The following is an 18,768-nucleotide window of genomic DNA, read 5'->3' as shown; positions in this document are numbered from 1 at the left end:
CTAAGGAAACTACAGCCGCTGCTCGAGTGCGTCGCCAACTCGTCCGCTCACAGCTTCCAAGGAGAAATTTTCCCGCACCCAGTCTGCCAATCGAGACCTGTCGTGTGAAGTGGTTGATTGACTAAGCGCGGCCCTCATCGCATCGGCGACAGCGTCAGCACGCCAGGGTACCGCGTACCCAAGCGACTCTTCTTCGACCAGGTCCTTCATCGGCCCCACCCCCGCGTAGATGACGGGCGATCCACAACTGAGGCTGGCGAAGGCTTTGGTCGCGTACGCGAAGTCGTAGCCTCTCGACGGCCGCACTGAGGCGAGCCCGGCTGTCGCCCCTCTTAGTACAGCGGAAAGTGTGCCGGAGTTAACCGTTCCCAGAAATTGCACCTGATCCCCGAGCGGCTGAGCACGTCTCTTGAGATCCTCGAATTCGACTCCCTGCCCATACATAAACAATCTAACGTCAGGAAAATCACCAGCGATCTGCAGGAAGGCGTCGATAAAGACGCCAGCACCCTGGATCTCCGACATCGTTCCGGCATAGACGAAGTAGTCACCACCATGAGCAGAGGGACCTTCAGCGATGAACTGCTGGGTGTCGATACCTGTGCCGACGCACACGGTGTTTTTCGGATCCGCCCCCAACTGTATTACCGCTTTCGACACCCCTTCAGAGACCGTGAATATCGTGTGTGCTCCGGACAGGACCCATCCTTCAAGTATTCGTAGAACCGTGACGACTGGTCGGGGAACGCCTATTCCCTCAGCCGCAACAGAACTGACATCCGCGGCAAAGTAGGCGTAAGGCGTCTGCCTCAGCCCACTGATCAGCCTCACTACCACCCCGGTGGTTGGCGGCGGCTCAACTATTATTAGGTGGTTGCGTCGCCCAAACAAAAGGCGAAAGAAGAGCGGAATGTCAAAGCTCGCATATTGCACATAGCCTCTCACCGCACCGCTCTTATCGCGCAGGACAGGCCAGCGCCTTACTTCAGGCGTCGATCGTGTAGCTCCCGGCGCCCGCGAGGTCATCACGCGAACATCATGGCCTCTAGCGCGAAGCTCCTTCACCATCGCACTCAACCGGTAGGCCGCTGCTCCGGACTCCGGCTCGAAGATTCTGCTAGCGACCGCAATTCGAAGGGTTCTCACGAAACATCGAGAGTAGCTCCGGTGCGCGATGACTCAATCATCGCTTCGGCCACGCGCAGGGTGTTGAGACCCTCACGCATGGTCACGACGTCGTTGCGCTTACCCAACACAGCGTCGCGGAAGGCTTCATGTTCTGCCTTCAGAGGCTCGCGCTTGGTGAGGGCCAACCGGGTGATATTGCCTTCACTCACGCCACGGAAGTTCGACACGGCTTCCCACTCGGTATTGATGGTGCCGTTCTCATAGAACGTCAGGTCAGCCGTGAGGGTGTCCGCAACAAAAGCGCCCTTCTCACCGGTCACCACCGTCAGGCGTTCCTTCATTGGGGACAGCCAGTTCACCAGATGAGAGGTGATGACGCCGTTGGCGAGTTGGCAGGATGCCGTGACCATGTCCTCGTGTGGGCGCCCCGATCGCGTGCTCGTCCGGGCGGAGATCGACTTGTAGGGCGACTGCGCCAGCCAGGCGGTCAAATCGATGTCGTGTGTGCCGAGGTCCTTCACGACGCCGACGTCTGCGATCCGCGAGGGGAAGGGACCCTGACGGCGGGTGGCCACCTGGTACACATCTCCAAGATCGCCGTTCTCGATGCGGGAGCGCAGGGACTGAAGTGCCGGGTTGAACCGTTCGATGTGCCCGACCGCGCCGACTAGACCAGCTTCCTCGAAAGCCTCGGCCAGCTTCACGCCGCCCTCAATGGTGGAAGCGATCGGCTTCTCCACCATGGTGTGCACTCCCGCAGCTGCGAGAGCAAGCCCGACCTCCTCGTGCAGACCGGTGGGCACAGCGCATACCGCCATGTCGATCCCCTGAGCGATCAGCTCATCAACGGACCCACACAACGGCAAGTCCCCAGCGACCCCGTGCGGATCACCATACGCATCGGCAACCGCCACCAGTTGAACGCCGTCGAGTTCGCGCGCGACGCGAGCGTGATGACGGCCCATCATTCCCAACCCGATGATGCCTACGCGAAGATCCGCCATTATGCGCCTGCTCCGGCGAGCTTGTTCACGGCCGTCACAATCCGGTCCAAATCCTCTTCATCGAGTGAAGGGTGCACTGGAAGCGAGAGCACCTCGCGTGCCGCGATCTCCGTGTTGGGCAGGTCCTCGGTCCGGTCGAAGGACGGTAGCCGGTGATTCGGAATCGGGTAGTAGACACCGCTGCCGATGTTGTACTCATCCTTCAGTGCAGCGGCGAATCCGTCCCGGTCTCCCGAGATACGAATGGTGTACTGGTGGTACACGTGCTCAGCGCCTTCGGCCACCGCGGGTGTTCCGACCCCTTCGAGGTTCTCGTTCAGGAACTGCGCGTTCGACCGACGCTGTGCGGTCCACCCGAGAACCTTGGTCAGCTGAACACGCCCGATCGCAGCGTGGAGATTGGTCATGCGCGCATTGAATCCGACCAGTTCGTTCTCGTATTGGCGCTCCATGCCCTGGTTCCGCAGCAGGCGGAGGTTCCGCTCGACCGTGGCGTCACCGGTGGACACCATGCCGCCCTCGCCTGAGGTCATGTTCTTCGTGGGATACAACGAAAACATCGCGAAATCGCCGAAGGTGCCGACCTTTCGGCCGTCCAGCGCAGCCCCATGAGCCTGCGCAGCATCTTCGAACAATTTGATGCCACGGGCGTCAGCAAGTTCCCGGAAGGCGACGACATTCGCCGGGTGCCCATACAGGTGCACCGGCATAATCCCATTCGTCTTATCGGAGATCAGTGACTCCACATGCGCGATATCCAGGCAGTAGTGGTCGAGCTCAATGTCCGCAAACACAGGCGTCGCGCCGGTCAGCGCCACCGAATTCGCGGTTGCAGCAAACGTAAAGGAGGGAACGATGACCTCATCACCCGGTCCGACACCTGCGGCGAGCAGACCGAGATGCAGCCCGGACGTACCCGAGTTCACGGCAACAGAGGCCCTACCGTCGAGGAGAACGTCCGAGAACTCCTTCTCGAACTCGGCAACTTCGGCGCCCTGCGCCAACATGCCCGAGACGAGCACGGCATCAACAGCAGCACGCTCCTCATCTCCTACGATCGGCTTCGCTGCCGGAATGAATCCTGTGCTCATTTCTGATCCTCTACTGGTGCCAGTGTGCCGTGTGCTTCGCTGTACTTCTCGCCGGTCTCGGGGCAGACCCACAACCCGTCCTGTTCCTTGAGCGGGTGACCGGCCTTACCTACCCAGCCGAGACGGCGCGCGGGTACTCCTGCCATCAGCCCGTAAGCGGGAACGTCTTTAGTGACGACGGCGCCGGCAGCCACTGTCGCCCACGCCCCGATAGTCACCGGAGCAACACACACCGCACGCGCCCCAATCGAGGCACCATCCTCGATCGTGACGCCGACCGGCGTCCAGTCGTGCGCGCTCTTCAGCGTCCCATCCGGTGAGATGGAGCGTGGGTAAGTGTCATTCGTGAGAACCACCGCGGGACCGATGAAGACGCCTCTCCCGAGCGACGCCGGCTCATACACCAGCGCATAGTTCTGGACTTTGCTGTTCTCCCCCATCGAGACGCCGGTACCGATGTACGCCCCGCGTCCGACAATGCAGTTGGCCCCCAGTTTTGCGTTTTCCCGGACCTGCGCGAGGTGCCACACTTTGGTGCCCTCACCCAGTTCCGCCTGATCCGAAACGTCGGCACTGTCAGCGATGTATGTCATACGACTACCTTTCGTTGCGTCTCAGGCCTTGCCAATGACCCGGTAAGTTACCCCGGTCCACTTATCCGCGCTGCTCACGCGGCGGCCGTCGATGAAGGTCTTTACACCGGGCAGATCCGACGGCGTCAGGTTCGCGTACTCCGCGTGGTTCGCCTGCACGACCGCGGCGTCCACCGGCTCGCCGACATGGTACGCATCAAAATCAAGGGAGGAGAGCTCCTCATCGGTATACATCGGATCGTGAACCAGCACCTTCGCGCCGCGCTCCTTCAGCGCCTCCACCGTCGCGAAAACGCCTGAGAAGGCGGTCTCCTTCACTTCACCGCGGTAGGCAGCGCCCAGCACGACGACGGTCGCACCGCCCAGATCCCCATGGGCGCCTTCCAGCAGCCCGACGGTGTACTCCGGCATGCCTGCATTGGCTTCGCGGGCGGCCCGGACAACCGTCGCCGACGGATCATTCCACAGATACAGACGCGGATAGACAGGAATGCAGTGGCCACCGACAGCGATGCCCGGCTGATGGATGTGGCTGTAGGGCTGTGAGTTGGATGCCTCGATGACCTGATAGATGTCTATTCCGGCGGTCGCGGCGAAGCGGGCGAACTGATTCGCCAGGCCGATATTCACGTCGCGATACGTCGTTTCAGCGAGTTTGGCCAGCTCAGACGCTTCGGCTGATCCGAGGTCCCAGACGCCGTTGCCGCGAACAAGGTCGGGACGGTCATCGAAATCGAGGACTGCCTCGTAGAACTCAACGGCTTTTTTGGCGCCGTCGTCGGAGAGCCCACCGACCAGCTTGGGATATTTGCGGAGATCTTCGAAGACACGTCCGGTCAGTACACGCTCCGGTGAGAACACCAGATGGAAGTCCTTGCCTTCGACAAGACCGGAGCCCTCCTCCAGCATCGGCTTCCATCGGGTGCGGGTGGTGCCCACCGGGAGGGTTGTCTCATAGGAGACGAGTGTGCCCGGTGTGAGGTGCTTGGCCAGCTCGGCCGTGGCCCCATCCATCCAGCCGAAGTCAGGGTTGGCATCGGCATCAACAAACAAGGGCACCACCAGAACGACGGCATCAGCGCCAGGAACGGCATGCCCGTAGTCCGTTGTGGCCCTGAGCTTGCCCGCTGGCACCAGCTCGGACAGCTTCTCCTGCAGGTGCGCTTCACCCGGGAACGGCTCAACCGCGTTATTGATCGACTCTACAACCTGCGCATTGACGTCCACGCCCACGACCTCGTGGCCCTTCGACGCGAACTGGACTGCCAGCGGCAGACCGATCTTCCCAAGGGCAATGACAGCAATTTTCACGGCGAAGTAGACCTTTTCTGTATAGCTTGTGCGCGACCCAGCGATTCAGGAACCAAGACTATCGGATCAGTCGCGGATATCTTCCCAGCCGGTCGCCTGGCGGAACATGTCACTGAACACGGGATACATGGATTCCACGTAAGTCTCGGTGAGATGGTTGTCGTCGATATAAACGTGCATGTTGCCAACAATCGGATCACACGAGAACTCCGAACAAATCAGGTCCGTGGCATCGAGCAGGACGGTTTCAGGCGCTATGTTCAGTATCGCGTCGAACGGCGCCCGAGTGGTCAACGTCTCGCTTCGGGCTTGGCCGCATTCAGCGATGCCCCCGCTCTCCTCCAGACACGACATCATATTGAAGGAGTATCGAGGGTTATCGCGGATGCCGATCACCTCAATGCCCTGTCCCTGTAACTGACGTGACGCAGCAGGAAACCCCGGGACTACGGTGTCCTCTGCCGTATCGGGGTGAGCATCCGTGACAACGGTGAAAATTGCGTCCGGCGCCAGATTCTCAATGTAGCTGAGCGCGGCCCGGTTGAAGTCCTGGCATCCAGCTTCCTGTGATGGAAGTGGGACACCGAAGTCGCATCCGCCGTACAGCAGTGCAACGAGCGTCCAGTTGTTCTCAGCCGCGAGCGGGCGCATCACACCGAGCCACTGTTCAGCATGTGAATCACCGACCACCACCACAGTTCGATCACTGACAGATGGATCGATCCCGTTGTCGCTGCAGTGCCCGTTCAGCACCTCCTCAGCCGGCGCAAGTGCCGCGTCGCTGCATCGAGCCGCCAGCGAGGCCCATTCGCCATTGATAGTGGCGGCTGAGGGGACAATCGGCGCTTCATAGCTGGAGCGGGATTCAACTATTCCTGCCAGCACCCTGGCACCCGGGTTGTCCGAGACCGTCTGAGCATTCGCGCGGTCGGTTTGAACCTTCAGCCCGAACTGCCAGCCTGAAAGAGGGACAGCAACAGTCAGACAGCAGACTGTGACGGCGATCGCCGCGACTCGACGGGTCACGGGCAGCCGGTGCCGTACGGGGTTCTCAATGAAGCGAGTCGTCAGATATGCGAGCACGAGTGACAGGGCGATGATTGCCGCTCCCGACAGCGGACCTGCCTCTGATCGATCCCGGAAGGTTAGATAGATGACCAGGATGGGCCAGTGCCACAGGTAGAGCGCATAGGAGATATCTCCAAGTCGAACGAGCGGTTTCCAGCTCAGCATGGCGTCAACACCAAAGCGACTACCTGAGTTTCCGGCGACCATGATCGTGCCGGCGGCGAGGAGCGGCCATAGGGCTACGAACCCCGGAAATTCCCTTTCGACATCAAGAAGGAAACCGCCGCTCAATACTGCTGCCAGAGCGACCCAACCGGCGATTATCCGCGCCACACGGGGAATGGAAACATACGGCAGAATCAGCGCAAGCAGTGTCCCCAGAGCGAACTCCCAGAGCCTCGCTCGAGTGTCGAAATACGCATACGACTGGTTCGTGTAGGTCTGGGCCACCGAATAGGCCAGTGACGCACAAAAAATCGCCCCGAAGATGATGCCCGCAACGGGCCGGAAACGCAGGTGCGCCACTCTCGCCAACACGGCACTCACCGCAAAGAGCAACGGCCAAAGGAGAAACACCTGTCCCTGGACAGACAGGGACCAGAAATGTTGCAGCGGGCTGGCCAGGCCCTCATCGGCCGCGTAATAATCTACGGACCTCTCGGCTAGCAGCCAGTTCTGCACATAGAAAAGCGATGCCCAGGTCTGATCAAAGATTTCCTGCCATCGGGACTCGGGAACGAAGAGATACGTAGCCGCCAGAGTTGCGAGGAGCACAAATACAACGGCTGGCAGCAGCCGCTTGAAGAGCTGCAACCAGTATTGAGCCAAACCAAATGCGCTACCCTGCTCGGCCTTGCGAATGAAAGTCAGAGTAAGCAGGAACGACGAAATCAGCAGGAAGACGTCCACACCGCCGGACACCCGATCGAACCAGATGTGGTAAACGACGACCATGAGAACGGCGAGCGCGCGCAACCCTTGAATTTCAGGTCTGTAGGACGACTTCGCAGGACTGACGGGTGCGGTAGAGCTCATACCGGCTACCGCCACACTTGTCACCAAAGTTTCTCCAGTTATCGCTCGCCGTTCGCCTCTCTCGCAGAAGGCCCGACGAAATACTTTACTTCGTCTCGTCCATCTCGCCGGCACACGGGCGCTGGTGCACCGAGAACCTTATCCACAGATCTGAATTGACCCACCAAACAAGGCTATTGGAGCCCCTAGGCTCACATTATGGATCTGCACGTCACGCTCGCCGCAGGTCCCGGCGTGCAGCTGCCAGGAGGCGAACCCACAGAAGAATTGGTCATCACGAAGGCACACCTCGCGAGCGGCAGCCAGCTCCACGAACAGCTCTCCGAACGGACCGGTGCCAAAAACCTCCTCATCGAAGGGAGGCCACTCGCCGAGCTGCAGCCGGGCGTACCACCCTTCACCTCCGGAGCGGTGATCGTCGCTGCTACGGGCGCTCACCCGAGCATGCCGCCGTCCTCTCCCGGAAGTCTGCTCTTTCTGGTGCGGTCCGGGCCCGACGCCGGCAAGGCCATACCGCTCTCGCGCGGCGTCTACACGATCGGTCGAAGCGCTGCAGACATCACCATCCACGACCCCGGCCTCTCCCGCCTCCACGCAGTGCTCACGGTCACCAATGACGCCCTGACCCTCCGAGACCGCCAGTCGTCGAACGGCGTCTGGGTAGACGGCACCAGAGCCGAACGAATCCCGATCACCACTGACTCCGACATCCGCCTCGGAGCCAGTCGCTGCGCCGTCGTGCTCGCACATACCGCGGATGCCCCGCTACTTGCCGAGGACCTCACCGAGCCCTGCGGAGTCAGCGCTCCCCCGCCGCCGGAGAGCAGCCGGCTCCTGATCATCACTGCCTTCCTACCCCTCGTGCTCGGGATCGTGCTCGCCGTAACCACCGGTATGTGGTTCTTCCTGGCGTTCAGCGCGCTCTCCGCCGCCACCGGAATGGTTCCGCTCATCACCGGACGAAAGAAACGCCGCGCGTTCGCCAATGCAGTCACCGCCGCAGTGTCCAAAGACAGTGCACGACGACGACGCGCAGCACTGGACGCGGGCGCCCTCACCCTCGCCGCCCTCCGTCCGCAAACGACCCCTTCCGGCGCTCCATCAACGTTGAGCACCGGCCGACGCTATCTGAGACTGGGCATGGCCGACCAGCCTGCCAATGTTCAACCCAAACCCGAGCCGGCGGATTGGCATCCGCCCGTGATTCCCGACGCACCGGTGTTGGTCCCATTCGTTGAACCGGGCGGCGAGGAACCCCTCAATCTGGACATCCGTGGTCCGCAGCACATCCTTCCCAACGTCGCCGGCCTCCTCATCCTGCAGCTCTCCGCCCTTTCCGAAGCCGGAGAGATCCTGTGTTTTGCTGCCAACGAAAACTTCCCGCCTGCAGCCCGGTTCCTGCCACGGGTCACCCTGGTCGCAGATCGCACGCGGTACACACATCTCGCTGCCACCGGCAGGTACCCGACCGTCCTGCTCTTCGACACCGGTCCGGTTACGGAGGTGAAAGGTGTTCGTTTCTACCGCTTCTCCACCTCCAGCTGCGAAGAGGCGGCCCCCTGGGTTATCGACTACTTCCCTCCCGATCCACTACTCACGACCCCGGCGGGCACGGTCCGCTTCCAACCCGACTTCGTGCAACCGGATACGTTCGAGGAGCTGGCCCGGGCAATCGGAACTCGCGCCTCCCCACAAGCGGCGGGAAGTACCGAGGCACCAGTCCCGGAGGCCGTCGCACTCCCGGATCTGATCCCGTGCGGCAGCGAGACCATTGCAGAACGGTGGCGTGTTCCCGCGGACTACGGTCAGCTGATCACGGCTATCGGATCGTCGGCTGCGGGACCTCTGACCTTTGATGTGGTGACCGACGGTCCGCATATGCTCATCGCAGGCACAACAGGTGCCGGTAAGTCCCAGTTCCTGCGAACACTGGTCCTCGGCCTCGCGCTGAACCACTCCCCCGAGAACCTGAACTTCCTTTTCATCGACTTCAAGGGAGGCTCCGGTCTCGGCGCACTTGCGCCCTTGCCGCACGTCACCGGCATGCTCACCGACCTGTCTGCAGCGGCCGTCTCGCGCGCCCTCGTCTCGCTCAAAGCCGAGGTCAAACGGCGGGAGGCGCTCTTCGCAGACGCCGGCGCCGCCGATTACCTTGAATACCGCGATCGCACCCCCACACCGCTTCCCCGCCTGATCACCGTGATCGACGAATTCCGGATGCTCAGTGACGAAGTTCCCGGTTCCGTCCCTGAACTGATGCGGATTGCAACCCTCGGACGATCGCTGGGAATGCATCTCGTCCTTGCAACGCAGCGTCCACAGGGCGCGATCACGTCCGACATCCGCGCGAATATCACTGCAAGCGTTGCCCTACGAGTTCAATCGGCGATGGAGTCCCAGGACGTGCTTGAGTCAGCAGCCGCCTCCTCCATCCCGGTAAACCTGCCCGGTCGCGGATTCCTGCGCATCGCCTCCGGGCAGCCCATCGAATTTCAGACTGCGACGACGACGACGCCCGGCACTGACGCCCTGGCACCGTGCATCATGACCTTGGCTTCTTTCCTGGCCAGTAGTTCCGACGCAGACAATTCCTTCAATAGGGAGAGAAACCAGGCAAACGAAAGACTGCACGGCACGGCGGATAGCCTTCCTGCTCTGGTCGCCTCCGCTATCAACGCGGCGCGGAACCTACCGCTACCGCCGCTGCGTGCACCCGTGCGTGCACCGCTCCCCGCTACGATCACGCATTCCATTGCGGTCCCGCCCAACATGCTCCAACTCGGTCTGCTGGACATTCCGGAGAAGCAGGAACAACGTCCGCTCGTGTGGCATCCCGCACACCACTCGCATCTTGCACTTGTGGGTTCGTCCGGCAGCGGGCTGGCCAGAGTCCTTTCACATGTGTCGGCCGAGCATCTCCGCACACAGCCAGACGGGCACCTGTACCTGCTCGACGGCGACTCAAGCCTGCGCGCGGTCAGCGACGCTCCACAGATCGGCTCTTGGGTAAGGTCCACTGAAGTCAAACGGGCCACGCGCGTTCTGGAGCGGATCGCCGAACTCCTCGCCGACCGTCTCAACGGGGCTCCAGGACATGCTGAGACCGCTCCGCACATCACCGTCTTCATTACGGGCTGGGGCCGATGGGCCGCCGCTTTTCGATCCAGCCGGTTTGCGAAGGCCGAAGATGCACTGCAGGACCTCGTGCGGGATGGCGAGGCCGCTGGAATCACACTCGTCATTTCGGGAGAGCGGGAACTCATTGCCAGCCGGTTCTTTTCCATGCTGACTAACCGCCTCTACCTTCCGCTCGGCGCCAGTTCCGAGACGCTACTGAGCTGGCCGAAGCTTCCTGCCCTTGACCCGATCCCGGGCCGCGCATTCGTCCAGGGCCGTATCAGTGCCGAGGCTGACGCCGTGGCGCAGCTTCTCATGGATTCCGGACCCGTGTGTGACACGCAACCCGCACAGCAACCCTTCCCGGTTGCGGCACTTCCACGCACCGTGACCAGTGCTGAACTTGAACCAGGGTCGAGAGGCCCGCGGTCCATCCGGCTGCCGGTAGGTAAAGGCGGCGACAACCTAGTCACTGTGCAGCTGGAAATTCCACCACGGACCGCCGCGCTCGTCGTGGGGTCCAGCGGAACGGGTAAATCGCAAACGCTGGACGTCATCGAGCATCTGGCCCCTTCGTCAATCATCTGCCTGCGGCCCGGCGCGAAAGAAGACGGCGCGGCCTTCTGGAAGCGGGTCGCCGGCGCCGGCGAGGACGATCTCTTACTCGTCGACGACGCCGACCTGCTGCCGCGCGATGTTCATCAACATCTGGCCGGGCTCCTGCTGAGCGGAGCGCGGGCGGTTTTTGCTTCCTCGCCAGCCCCCGCTGTTTCGACCAGCCCCGCTCTGGCTGGCCTTCGGAGCAATCCGCTGGGAATTGTTCTCGGCCCCCGGTCCCCCAGTGACGGTGATGCCTTCGGACTGCGCGTGGACGTTGACGGCATGGCGCCGGCTGGACGGGGGATCCTGGTGAATTCGAACGGGTTGATGGAGCTCCAGATCGCGAAATGCGTTACGGGCAGGAAGCCACAGGGACCTGCCTGACAGCGCCCGTCACAACGTCGGTGTGCCATCACTGGTAGCGGTGGTGAAGGCCACCACCGAGCGGGTGAAGAGCTGATGCACGACCACCACCGCGGGAACCAGAAGCAAAAGACCTACCCAAAGAATTCCACCGGTCAGCGTGGGTACTGCCACAACGATCACAAAGAACTGAAACACGAGGGCCGCTGATCGTGTCCACCGGTAACCGCGGAAGAGGAAATGGGCCACGGTGAGGAGCCACCCTGCAAAGAGAAGCAACAGCACCAGCATGAATATTGCACCGCCCAGCGAGGTGGGCGTACTGGTCATGAGGCCGAAAGCGAACCACCCGGCGACGGCGAGAAGAGCGGCCGCTTCGCAGAGCAGGATTGCCGCGATGATAGTCACGCCCACCGGCCGGGCTATTCCATCGTGCTGAGGCAGAGGTACGGGTCTTGACACAGTCGCACCCTACCGGACATAGTCGATCACAGCTACGACTGCTTTGCCTGATGTCAACTGTGTGACGCATCCCTCATGGTTTGAGGCAATTACCTTCCGGCTACCCCTTGTTTGCGTCTTCGTAACGTGACAGCCTTAATGAAGGAAAATGCGGGGGCCGTAGTGGCCCCCTTTACTATGACACCCCTCGTGAATGTTTTCACAAACCTAGCGAGTCGTAAGGAGAAAGTGATCAGCATGGACTGGCGTAGCCGCGCTGCCTGCCTAGACAAAGACCCGGAACTGTTCTTCCCGGTCGGCAACACAGGGCCCGCCCTGCTTCAGATCGAAGAAGCGAAGAGCGTTTGCCGCCGTTGCCAGGTCATCGATACCTGTCTCCAATGGGCAATAGAATCCGGTCAGGACGCCGGAGTATGGGGCGGTCTCAGCGAAGATGAGCGCCGCGCGCTCAAACGCCGGGCTGCCCGCGCACGTCGCGCCTCCTGAGAAACCGGCGCTGATAATTTCGCGCTCAACAGACGAAGGAAAGGGAGGGCATCCGGCGGATGCCCTCCCTTTCCTTCAGTCTGCGGTGCCTCTGTTCGTGAGCCGACCGTCAGTTCCTCTGCGGAGTGGGCGCGGAAGCTCCCGTTTTCCGACGCGCTCCCGGGACGCCCATTTCAATGCTCACGACCGTGCCTCCTCCCTCACGGGAGGTCCATTCAATCGTTCCGCCGAGTTCGCTCATCACCAGCGTCCGAACGATCTGCAGCCCCAGCCCCTCGCTGTACCCTTCGGAGGGCAGCCCGGCGCCGTCGTCCATAATCGACACAGTGAGCATCTCGCCGTCGTCGCCCACGCTTCGGTTGGCTTTCAGCCACACCGTACCCGGTTGGTCCGCCAGCCCATGTTCGACGGCGTTCGTCACCAGCTCGTTGATGACCAGCGCGAGCGGGGTAGCGAAGTCGCTGGGGAGCTCGCCGAACTTGCCTTCCCGCTCAGTACGCACCGCCTGGTTGGGCGACGCTACTTCAGCGGACAGACGGAACTGGCGCGCGATGAGCTCGTCAAAGTCCACGCTCTGGGAGAGACCCTGCGATAGCGTCTCGTGCACCAGCGCAATGGTGGCGACTCGGCGCATCGCCTGTTCGAGGCCCTGCTTTGCCTCATCGCTCACCATCCGACGCGACTGCATTCTCAGGAGCGCCGCTACCGTTTGCAGATTATTCTTCACTCGATGGTGAATCTCTCGGATGGTGGCGTCCTTCGACACCAGCTCCATTTCGCGGCGTCTGAGTTCTGACACATCGCGGCAGAGCACAAGGGCGCCGAAACGCTCCTTTTCGTCACGCAGCGGAATTGCACGCAGGGACAGGCTTACGCCCTTTGATTCGATTTCAGTCCGCCAGGGCATCTTTCCAGTCAGCACCAGGGGAAGCGTCTCGTCGACCACCCGCCGGTCCGTCAACAGGGATGTGACAATTTCGGCAAGCGGGCGGCCTTCGAGTGTTTCAACGTCACCCAGCCGGCGGAATGCCGAGACACCGTTCGGGCTGGCGTACTGCACCACGCCGTCGACATCGAGCCGGATCAGTCCATCGCCCACGCGTGGAGCACCACGCCTCGACCCCGTGGGCGTAGCAAAATCGGGCCATAGGCCAAGGGTTGCCATGCGCAGCAGATCATACGCGCACTGGCGGTAGGTCAGCTCCAATCGGGATGGCATGCGTGAACTCGACAGGTCCATGTGGGAGGTTACGACGGCGAGTGTTCTCCCGTTGCGCACCATCGGAACTGCTTCGACACGCATCGCCATTTCCGTGGTCCAGTTCGTTTCCCCGGAACGCTCGATCTGCTGGCTCTCCCAGGCTTTGTCAACCAATGGCTTCAGATCAGCACGAATCCGTTCACCGACGAAGTCGCTATGGAACACTGTGTGCGACGTTGACGGACGCACATGCGCCAAGGCAACGTAGCCGCCGTCGTGCAGGGGAAACCACAGTGCAAGGTCAGCGAACGCGAGGTCGGCAACCATCTGCCAGTCCCCCACCAACAGGTGCAGCCACTCAGCATCACCCGGCGCGAAACCCGAGTGTTCCCGGATCGGGTCGGTGAAGATTGCCACCTATGTCTCCCTTACTGCCGCACTATTGAACGCAGCAAGCGTAGTGCAACTGAGAGGGATGCCATGTCATCGCGTTCAAGCTGATTCACCTCGGCGAACATCTTCTTTGCCCGGTCGAGGTGCTCAGCATTGAGGTTCTCCCACTCCTGGAGCCTGCTGGACGCGTCTGACGATCCGAGATGCGATGAGCTGTTCATGACTGACACGGTCATCTCAGAGACAGTCGAGTAGAGATCATCGCGGAGCGCAGCGCGAGCGAGCGCCTGCCAGCGGTCCTCCCTGGGCAATGAAGTGATGCGCTCAAGCAGGTTATCCACATTGAAGCGGTCGTAAATGGCGTAGTAGACCTCGGCGATGCGCTCGACCGGCTCATCGACGCGACGCGAGATGAGCGCAACGTCCAGCAGGCCGAATGACTCGAATTGCTCCGCCCAGTGCTGCGCAATCGAATCGGGCAGTCCCCACTCCTCAGCGCGCTGGAACCAGCTGCGCACCCGTTCCAGGTCCCCGCCGCGCACGTAGTTGACGAGCTTGGTGCGCAGCGGATCGAGCAGCGGCTTGAAGGCAGCGATGTCTTCTTCCACTGTTGTGCCACGGCCAACGTGGTTGACGAACCACCGCACAGCCCGGTCAAGCAACCTGCGCACATCGAGGTGGACCGTGGTCCAGTGCTCAGTCGGAAAGCTTGGAGGAAGCTCCGAGAGAGCTTCGATGATGTGGTCCAGTTCGTAGATCTCCCGCAGTGCAACAAAGGCACGTGCGACGACGGACTCGTTCACCGATGTTTCTTCCATCACGCGGAAAACGAAGGTGATTCCGCCCATATTGATCATGTCGTTCGCGATGACGGTCGAAATGATCTCGCGGCGCAGCGGATGGGTATCGAGCTCCTCGTCGAACCGTTCGACCACCTGCCGGGGGAAATAACGCCGCAAAGTTCCCTTGAACCAGGGATCATCAGCGAGGTCGCTCCGGGTCAGTGCCTTGGTCAGCTCGATCTTGGCGTAGGCGGCGAGGACCGACAACTCCGGCGCGGTAAGGCCTTGTCCGCTTTCTACCCGTGACCTGAGCTCGACCGTGGTGGGAAGAGCTTCCAGTTCCCGGTTGAGATCTGCATGGGACTCCAGCCAGTCCATCAAGCGCTCGAAGCTCGGGCTCCATTCCAGTACCCGCTGGCGGTCGTTGAGAAGCAGCACGTTCTGGTCGATGTTGTCCTGAAGAACGAGTTCGGCCACTTCCTCAGTCATCGAGTGCAGGAATTCTGTGCGCTCATCCTCCCCCAGACGCCCCATGCGGACCATACGGTCAACGAATATCTTGATGTTGACCTCGTGGTCAGAACAATCCACGCCTGCTGAGTTGTCGATTGCGTCGGTATTCAGGATTACTCCCTTCAGCGCCGCCTCGATGCGTCCGCGCTGGGTCATTCCGAGGTTTCCGCCCTCGCCGACCACGCGTGCACGCAGCTGGTTCCCGTCGACCCTGATGGCATCATTTGCCTTGTCGCCCACATCTGCGTGTGACTCGGTGGAGGCTTTTACGTAGGTGCCGATACCGCCGTTGTACAGAAGGTCAACCGGAGCGCTGAGGATGGCACGGAGAAGTTCCGGCGGACTCATGCTCGTCACCGAGGGATCAAGACCGAGTGCCTCGCGGACCTGCGCCGAAACCGGTATGGATTTCACGTGACGCGCGTATACACCGCCGCCCTCACTGATCAGCTCCGGGTTGTAATCGGCCCAACTGGACCGCGGAAGTTCAAAGAGCCGCTTGCGCTCGTCGAACGATCTCGATGCGTCGGGGTTGGGGTCCAGAAAAATATGGCGATGATCGAAAGCCGCTACGAGGCGGATGTGCGTCGAGAGCAACATTCCGTTACCGAAGACGTCTCCGCTCATGTCACCGACACCGGCCACTGTGAACTCTTCGGATTGTGTGTCCACCCCGAACTCGCTGAAGTGTCGCTTTACCGATTCCCACGCCCCGCGGGCTGTTATGCCCATTGCCTTGTGGTCATACCCAACGGAACCACCCGATGCGAAGGCATCGCCCAGCCAGAAGCCGTATTCAGCGGAAAGCTCGTTGGCGATGTCTGAGAAGGAAGCTGTCCCCTTATCCGCGGCCACCACAAGATAGCTGTCGTCGCCATCATGCCGGACCACCCTTTCGGGTGGAACAACCTGCTCGCCGTCCTCTGTAGTCACGAGGTTATCTGTGATGTCGAGGAGGGCGCGGATGAACGTGCGGTAGCTTGCCTGGCCCTCTGCCATCCACGCTGCGCGATCCTGTGCGGGATCAGGCAACTGCTTGGCGTAGAAACCACCCTTCGCACCAGTCGGAACGATCACAGCATTCTTCACCGTTTGGGCCTTTACAAGGCCGAGAATCTCTGTGCGGAAGTCTTCGCGCCTATCGGACCAACGCAGTCCACCCCGCGCAATGTCCCCGAAACGTAGGTGAACGCCTTCGACCTGAGGTGAGTACACCCAGATTTCAAACTTCGGGCGCGGATGCGGAGCTCCCTCGATGGCAGCAGTGTTCAGCTTGTAGCTGATGTGGTGCTGGTCCTGGAAGTAGTTTGTGCGCAGTGTCGCTTCGATGACGTTGGCGAAGGTGCGAAGCACCCGGTCAGCGTCAAGAGTGGGAACCTGCTCCAGGTCAGAGTCCAACTCGCGACGCACGCGAGCCGTCGTTTCTTCGCGCTGTCCGGAACTGAGGTCGGGATCGAAGCGTCCCTCGAAGAGCGCAATCAGCTTGCGCGTTACCCCGGGGTTGGCCAGCAGAGTGTCGCTGATGAACCCGTATGAGTTCATGTTGCCCATTTGCCGCATGTACTTCGCATAACTGCGAAGAATGGCTACCTGCCGCCAGCGTAGGTTTTCCTTCAGGACGAGTCGATCGAATGAATCGGATTCGCTGGCATTAGCCATGGCGGCGGCGAATGCCTCCTCCAACAGTTCACCCGTACCTGTTGGATCAATTCCCTGCGGGTAACGCAAGCCGAGGTCGTAGAGGAAGAAGTCCCGGCCGTCGGAACGTTCAATCTCGAAGGGACGCTCGTCGAGCACCTCCAGACCGAGATTGTGCAGGAACGGCAAGATCTGACTGAGGCTTTTCGGCTCGGTGAGATATAACTTGAGCCGCGCGTCCTCTTCCAGATGCTCGCCTGCACCTGATGGAACGTAGACATGCATGATCGGACCGGCTGTATCCATCCGGTCATAGGCGGCGAACCGTTCGATGTCCTCGAGCGCGTCCTCCACTTCGTAATCAACACGATAGGCAGCCGGGAACGCCTCAGCCCACAGGCGTGAGAATCGATCTGCATCCCGGCGGTTGAACCGGGTCCGTGCCACTTCATCGATGCCCTCGGACCAGGAACGGGCAGCCATCACGAGGCGCTGCTCAAGCTCGGCAACCTCAACGTGGGCTACTTCGGCACCCTTGGGAAGCCGGATGCGGAAGAACAGACGCGCGAGGGCGGATTCACTCATCCGCGCCTCGTAATCGATGGACTCGGCCTTGAATGTACGCCGCAGCTCATCCTCGATGCGCAGCCGAACGCTGGTTGTGTAGCGATCCCGAGGGAGGTATACCAGTGCGGACATGAACCGTCCATAGGTATCCGGGCGGAGGAACAGCCTTGTACGGCGCCTCTCCTGCAGCCTCAGGATGCCCATGGCCGTCGTGACGAGGTCATCGACATCAACCTGGAACAGCTCATCCCGCGGGTACGTCTCGAGAATGGACAGCAGGTCCTTACCGGAATGCGAGTCCGAAGGGAACCCGCAACGGTGTAACACTTCATTCACTTTGTCCCGGACGATAGGAACGCTGCGAACGGATCCGGTGTAGGCGCTCGTGGCGAACAATCCGATAAACCGCCGCTCACCGGATACGTTGCCCTGGCTGTCGAACCGCTTGATGCCGATGTAGTCGAGGTAAGCCGCGCGGTGTACCGTCGAGCGTGAATTGGCCTTGGTAATGACGAGCGGCTGCTTCTCACGGGCTTTGGCGCGGCCAGCCTGCGTCAGATGCTGGACGGGCCGGCCATCGATCGGGTGACGCAGCAGGCCCAGCCCGCTGTCTTCACGGACGCGGAGAACGTCCTCACCATTTTCTGTCTCGAGGTCGTATTCCTTGTAGCCGAGGAACGTGAAATTCCCCCCGTCCAGCCACGCCAACAGCTCCTGCGCCTGCTCAAGACCTGGTATCCCGGCATCTGCCGGCACCTGCTGCAGCGTTGATGACACTTCGCGCAGCTTGCTGCGCATCGCCGCCCAGTCCTCAACTGCAGCGCGGACGTCCGTGAGGACGCGCTGCAGGCCTTCAATAATCTCTGCACGCCGCTTCTCGTCGCTGATTCGGCCGATCTCGACCGCGATCCAGGATTCGACGTGCGCACTGACGTCACTCTCGGCCACCAGATCGGCGAGGTTTGGAAGTGCCGCGGTATCTCCACTCGATGAACCTGCTGAGGACGGAACCCGTCGCAGCCGCATGAGCTCGTGGGATGACCGGTGACGCACCGTGACGAAAGTTGGGTGCACTACCAGCCGGATGGCCGCTTGCTGGCGCACCAGCTCCGCTGTCACGGAGTCGACGAGGAAAGGCATATCGTCAGTGACGATCATGACTATGCTCGCGTCGTCCTGGTCAAAGACCCCGACAAGCGCCTCACCCGTGGACCGGATTGCGGCCACCGAGCGGTGCTCAAGCGCCCGTTTGGTCAGCGCGTCCGGCGAATAGGTGCCGGCATCGTCATCCGCGAGGTGCTGGTAATAGTGCTGGATGAACTCGGTGAATGATGTGTCAGAGCTGGACTGTTCCGTGGTGCTGGATCCAGACGACATGAACCGCCTCCGTAACGAAATGAAAGGCCGCCCCTTCGC

The 18,768-nt window shown here is 61.2% G+C and carries 11 protein-coding genes; 2 read left to right on the top strand and 9 right to left on the bottom strand.

The features are described from left to right. Positions 1–9: 9 nt before the first annotated feature. From P4U43_RS08595 to P4U43_RS08570, 6 genes are all read right to left on the bottom strand, one after another. Positions 10–1,146, bottom strand: a complete 1,137-nt coding sequence (locus tag P4U43_RS08595; protein ID WP_277358364.1) for a glycosyltransferase family 4 protein — start codon at positions 1,144–1,146, stop codon at positions 10–12. Then, a complete protein-coding gene (locus tag P4U43_RS08590; protein WP_277358363.1) occupies positions 1,143–2,132 on the bottom strand; it encodes a Gfo/Idh/MocA family protein in 990 nt (329 codons plus the stop codon). The genes P4U43_RS08595 and P4U43_RS08590 overlap by 4 nt, the downstream gene beginning before the upstream one ends. Continuing rightward, positions 2,132–3,223, bottom strand: coding sequence for a DegT/DnrJ/EryC1/StrS family aminotransferase (locus P4U43_RS08585; RefSeq protein ID WP_277358362.1), 1,092 nt, complete (start codon positions 3,221–3,223; stop codon positions 2,132–2,134). Before P4U43_RS08585 ends, P4U43_RS08590 begins: the two co-directional genes overlap by 1 nt. Further along, positions 3,220–3,816 (bottom strand): acyltransferase, encoded by a 597-nt coding sequence (locus tag P4U43_RS08580; protein ID WP_277358361.1) that lies wholly within the window; start codon positions 3,814–3,816, stop codon positions 3,220–3,222. Before P4U43_RS08580 ends, P4U43_RS08585 begins: the two co-directional genes overlap by 4 nt. A gap of 21 nt (positions 3,817–3,837) precedes the next feature. Continuing rightward, a complete protein-coding gene (locus tag P4U43_RS08575; protein ID WP_277358360.1) occupies positions 3,838–5,127 on the bottom strand; it encodes a nucleotide sugar dehydrogenase in 1,290 nt (429 codons plus the stop codon). 66 nt (positions 5,128–5,193) lie between these two features. After that, positions 5,194–7,230 carry an acyltransferase family protein gene (locus P4U43_RS08570; RefSeq protein ID WP_277358359.1) on the bottom strand — a complete coding sequence of 679 codons (2,037 nt, stop codon included), beginning with the start codon at positions 7,228–7,230 and terminating at the stop codon, positions 5,194–5,196. A gap of 198 nt (positions 7,231–7,428) precedes the next feature. Here P4U43_RS08570 and P4U43_RS08565 point away from each other — a divergent pair, with 198 nt between their 5' ends. Next, positions 7,429–11,331 (top strand): FtsK/SpoIIIE domain-containing protein, encoded by a 3,903-nt coding sequence (locus P4U43_RS08565; protein ID WP_277358358.1) that lies wholly within the window; start codon positions 7,429–7,431, stop codon positions 11,329–11,331. A gap of 9 nt (positions 11,332–11,340) precedes the next feature. On the opposite strand, the gene P4U43_RS08560 is transcribed toward P4U43_RS08565, so the two are convergent. Next, the gene (locus P4U43_RS08560; RefSeq protein ID WP_277358357.1) at positions 11,341–11,718 is read right to left on the bottom strand and encodes a hypothetical protein; all 378 of its coding nucleotides are present in this window, start codon (positions 11,716–11,718) and stop codon (positions 11,341–11,343) included. Between the two features lie 291 nt (positions 11,719–12,009). Here P4U43_RS08560 and P4U43_RS08555 point away from each other — a divergent pair, with 291 nt between their 5' ends. After that, on the top strand, positions 12,010–12,258 hold the full coding sequence (locus tag P4U43_RS08555) for a WhiB family transcriptional regulator (RefSeq protein WP_056549944.1): 249 nt from the start codon (positions 12,010–12,012) through the stop codon (positions 12,256–12,258). A 109-nt stretch (positions 12,259–12,367) separates the two neighbouring features. Here P4U43_RS08555 and P4U43_RS08550 read toward each other — a convergent pair whose 3' ends face one another. Together P4U43_RS08550 and P4U43_RS08545 are read right to left on the bottom strand one after the other, a co-directional pair. Further along, positions 12,368–13,876 (bottom strand): sensor histidine kinase, encoded by a 1,509-nt coding sequence (locus P4U43_RS08550; protein WP_277358356.1) that lies wholly within the window; start codon positions 13,874–13,876, stop codon positions 12,368–12,370. 11 nt (positions 13,877–13,887) lie between these two features. Beyond that, positions 13,888–18,729, bottom strand: coding sequence for an NAD-glutamate dehydrogenase (locus tag P4U43_RS08545; RefSeq protein ID WP_277358355.1), 4,842 nt, complete (start codon positions 18,727–18,729; stop codon positions 13,888–13,890). Positions 18,730–18,768 lie beyond the last annotated feature (39 nt).

It is taken from the genome of Arthrobacter vasquezii (assembly GCF_029455255.1).
Taxonomy (GTDB): domain Bacteria; phylum Actinomycetota; class Actinomycetes; order Actinomycetales; family Micrococcaceae; genus Arthrobacter_D; species Arthrobacter_D parietis.
This window is presented reverse-complemented; position numbering and strand designations above follow the sequence as displayed.

Coding starts and splice junctions, on each gene's coding strand:
- P4U43_RS08570 (WP_277358359.1), bottom strand. CDS start 7,230: ATGAGCTCTACCGCACCCGTCAGTCCTGCGAAGTCGTCCTACAGACCT.
- P4U43_RS08565 (WP_277358358.1), top strand. CDS start 7,429: ATGGATCTGCACGTCACGCTCGCCGCAGGTCCCGGCGTGCAGCTGCCA.
- P4U43_RS08585 (WP_277358362.1), bottom strand. CDS start 3,223: ATGAGCACAGGATTCATTCCGGCAGCGAAGCCGATCGTAGGAGATGAG.
- P4U43_RS08555 (WP_056549944.1), top strand. CDS start 12,010: ATGGACTGGCGTAGCCGCGCTGCCTGCCTAGACAAAGACCCGGAACTG.
- P4U43_RS08590 (WP_277358363.1), bottom strand. CDS start 2,132: ATGGCGGATCTTCGCGTAGGCATCATCGGGTTGGGAATGATGGGCCGT.
- P4U43_RS08580 (WP_277358361.1), bottom strand. CDS start 3,816: ATGACATACATCGCTGACAGTGCCGACGTTTCGGATCAGGCGGAACTG.
- P4U43_RS08545 (WP_277358355.1), bottom strand. CDS start 18,729: ATGTCGTCTGGATCCAGCACCACGGAACAGTCCAGCTCTGACACATCA.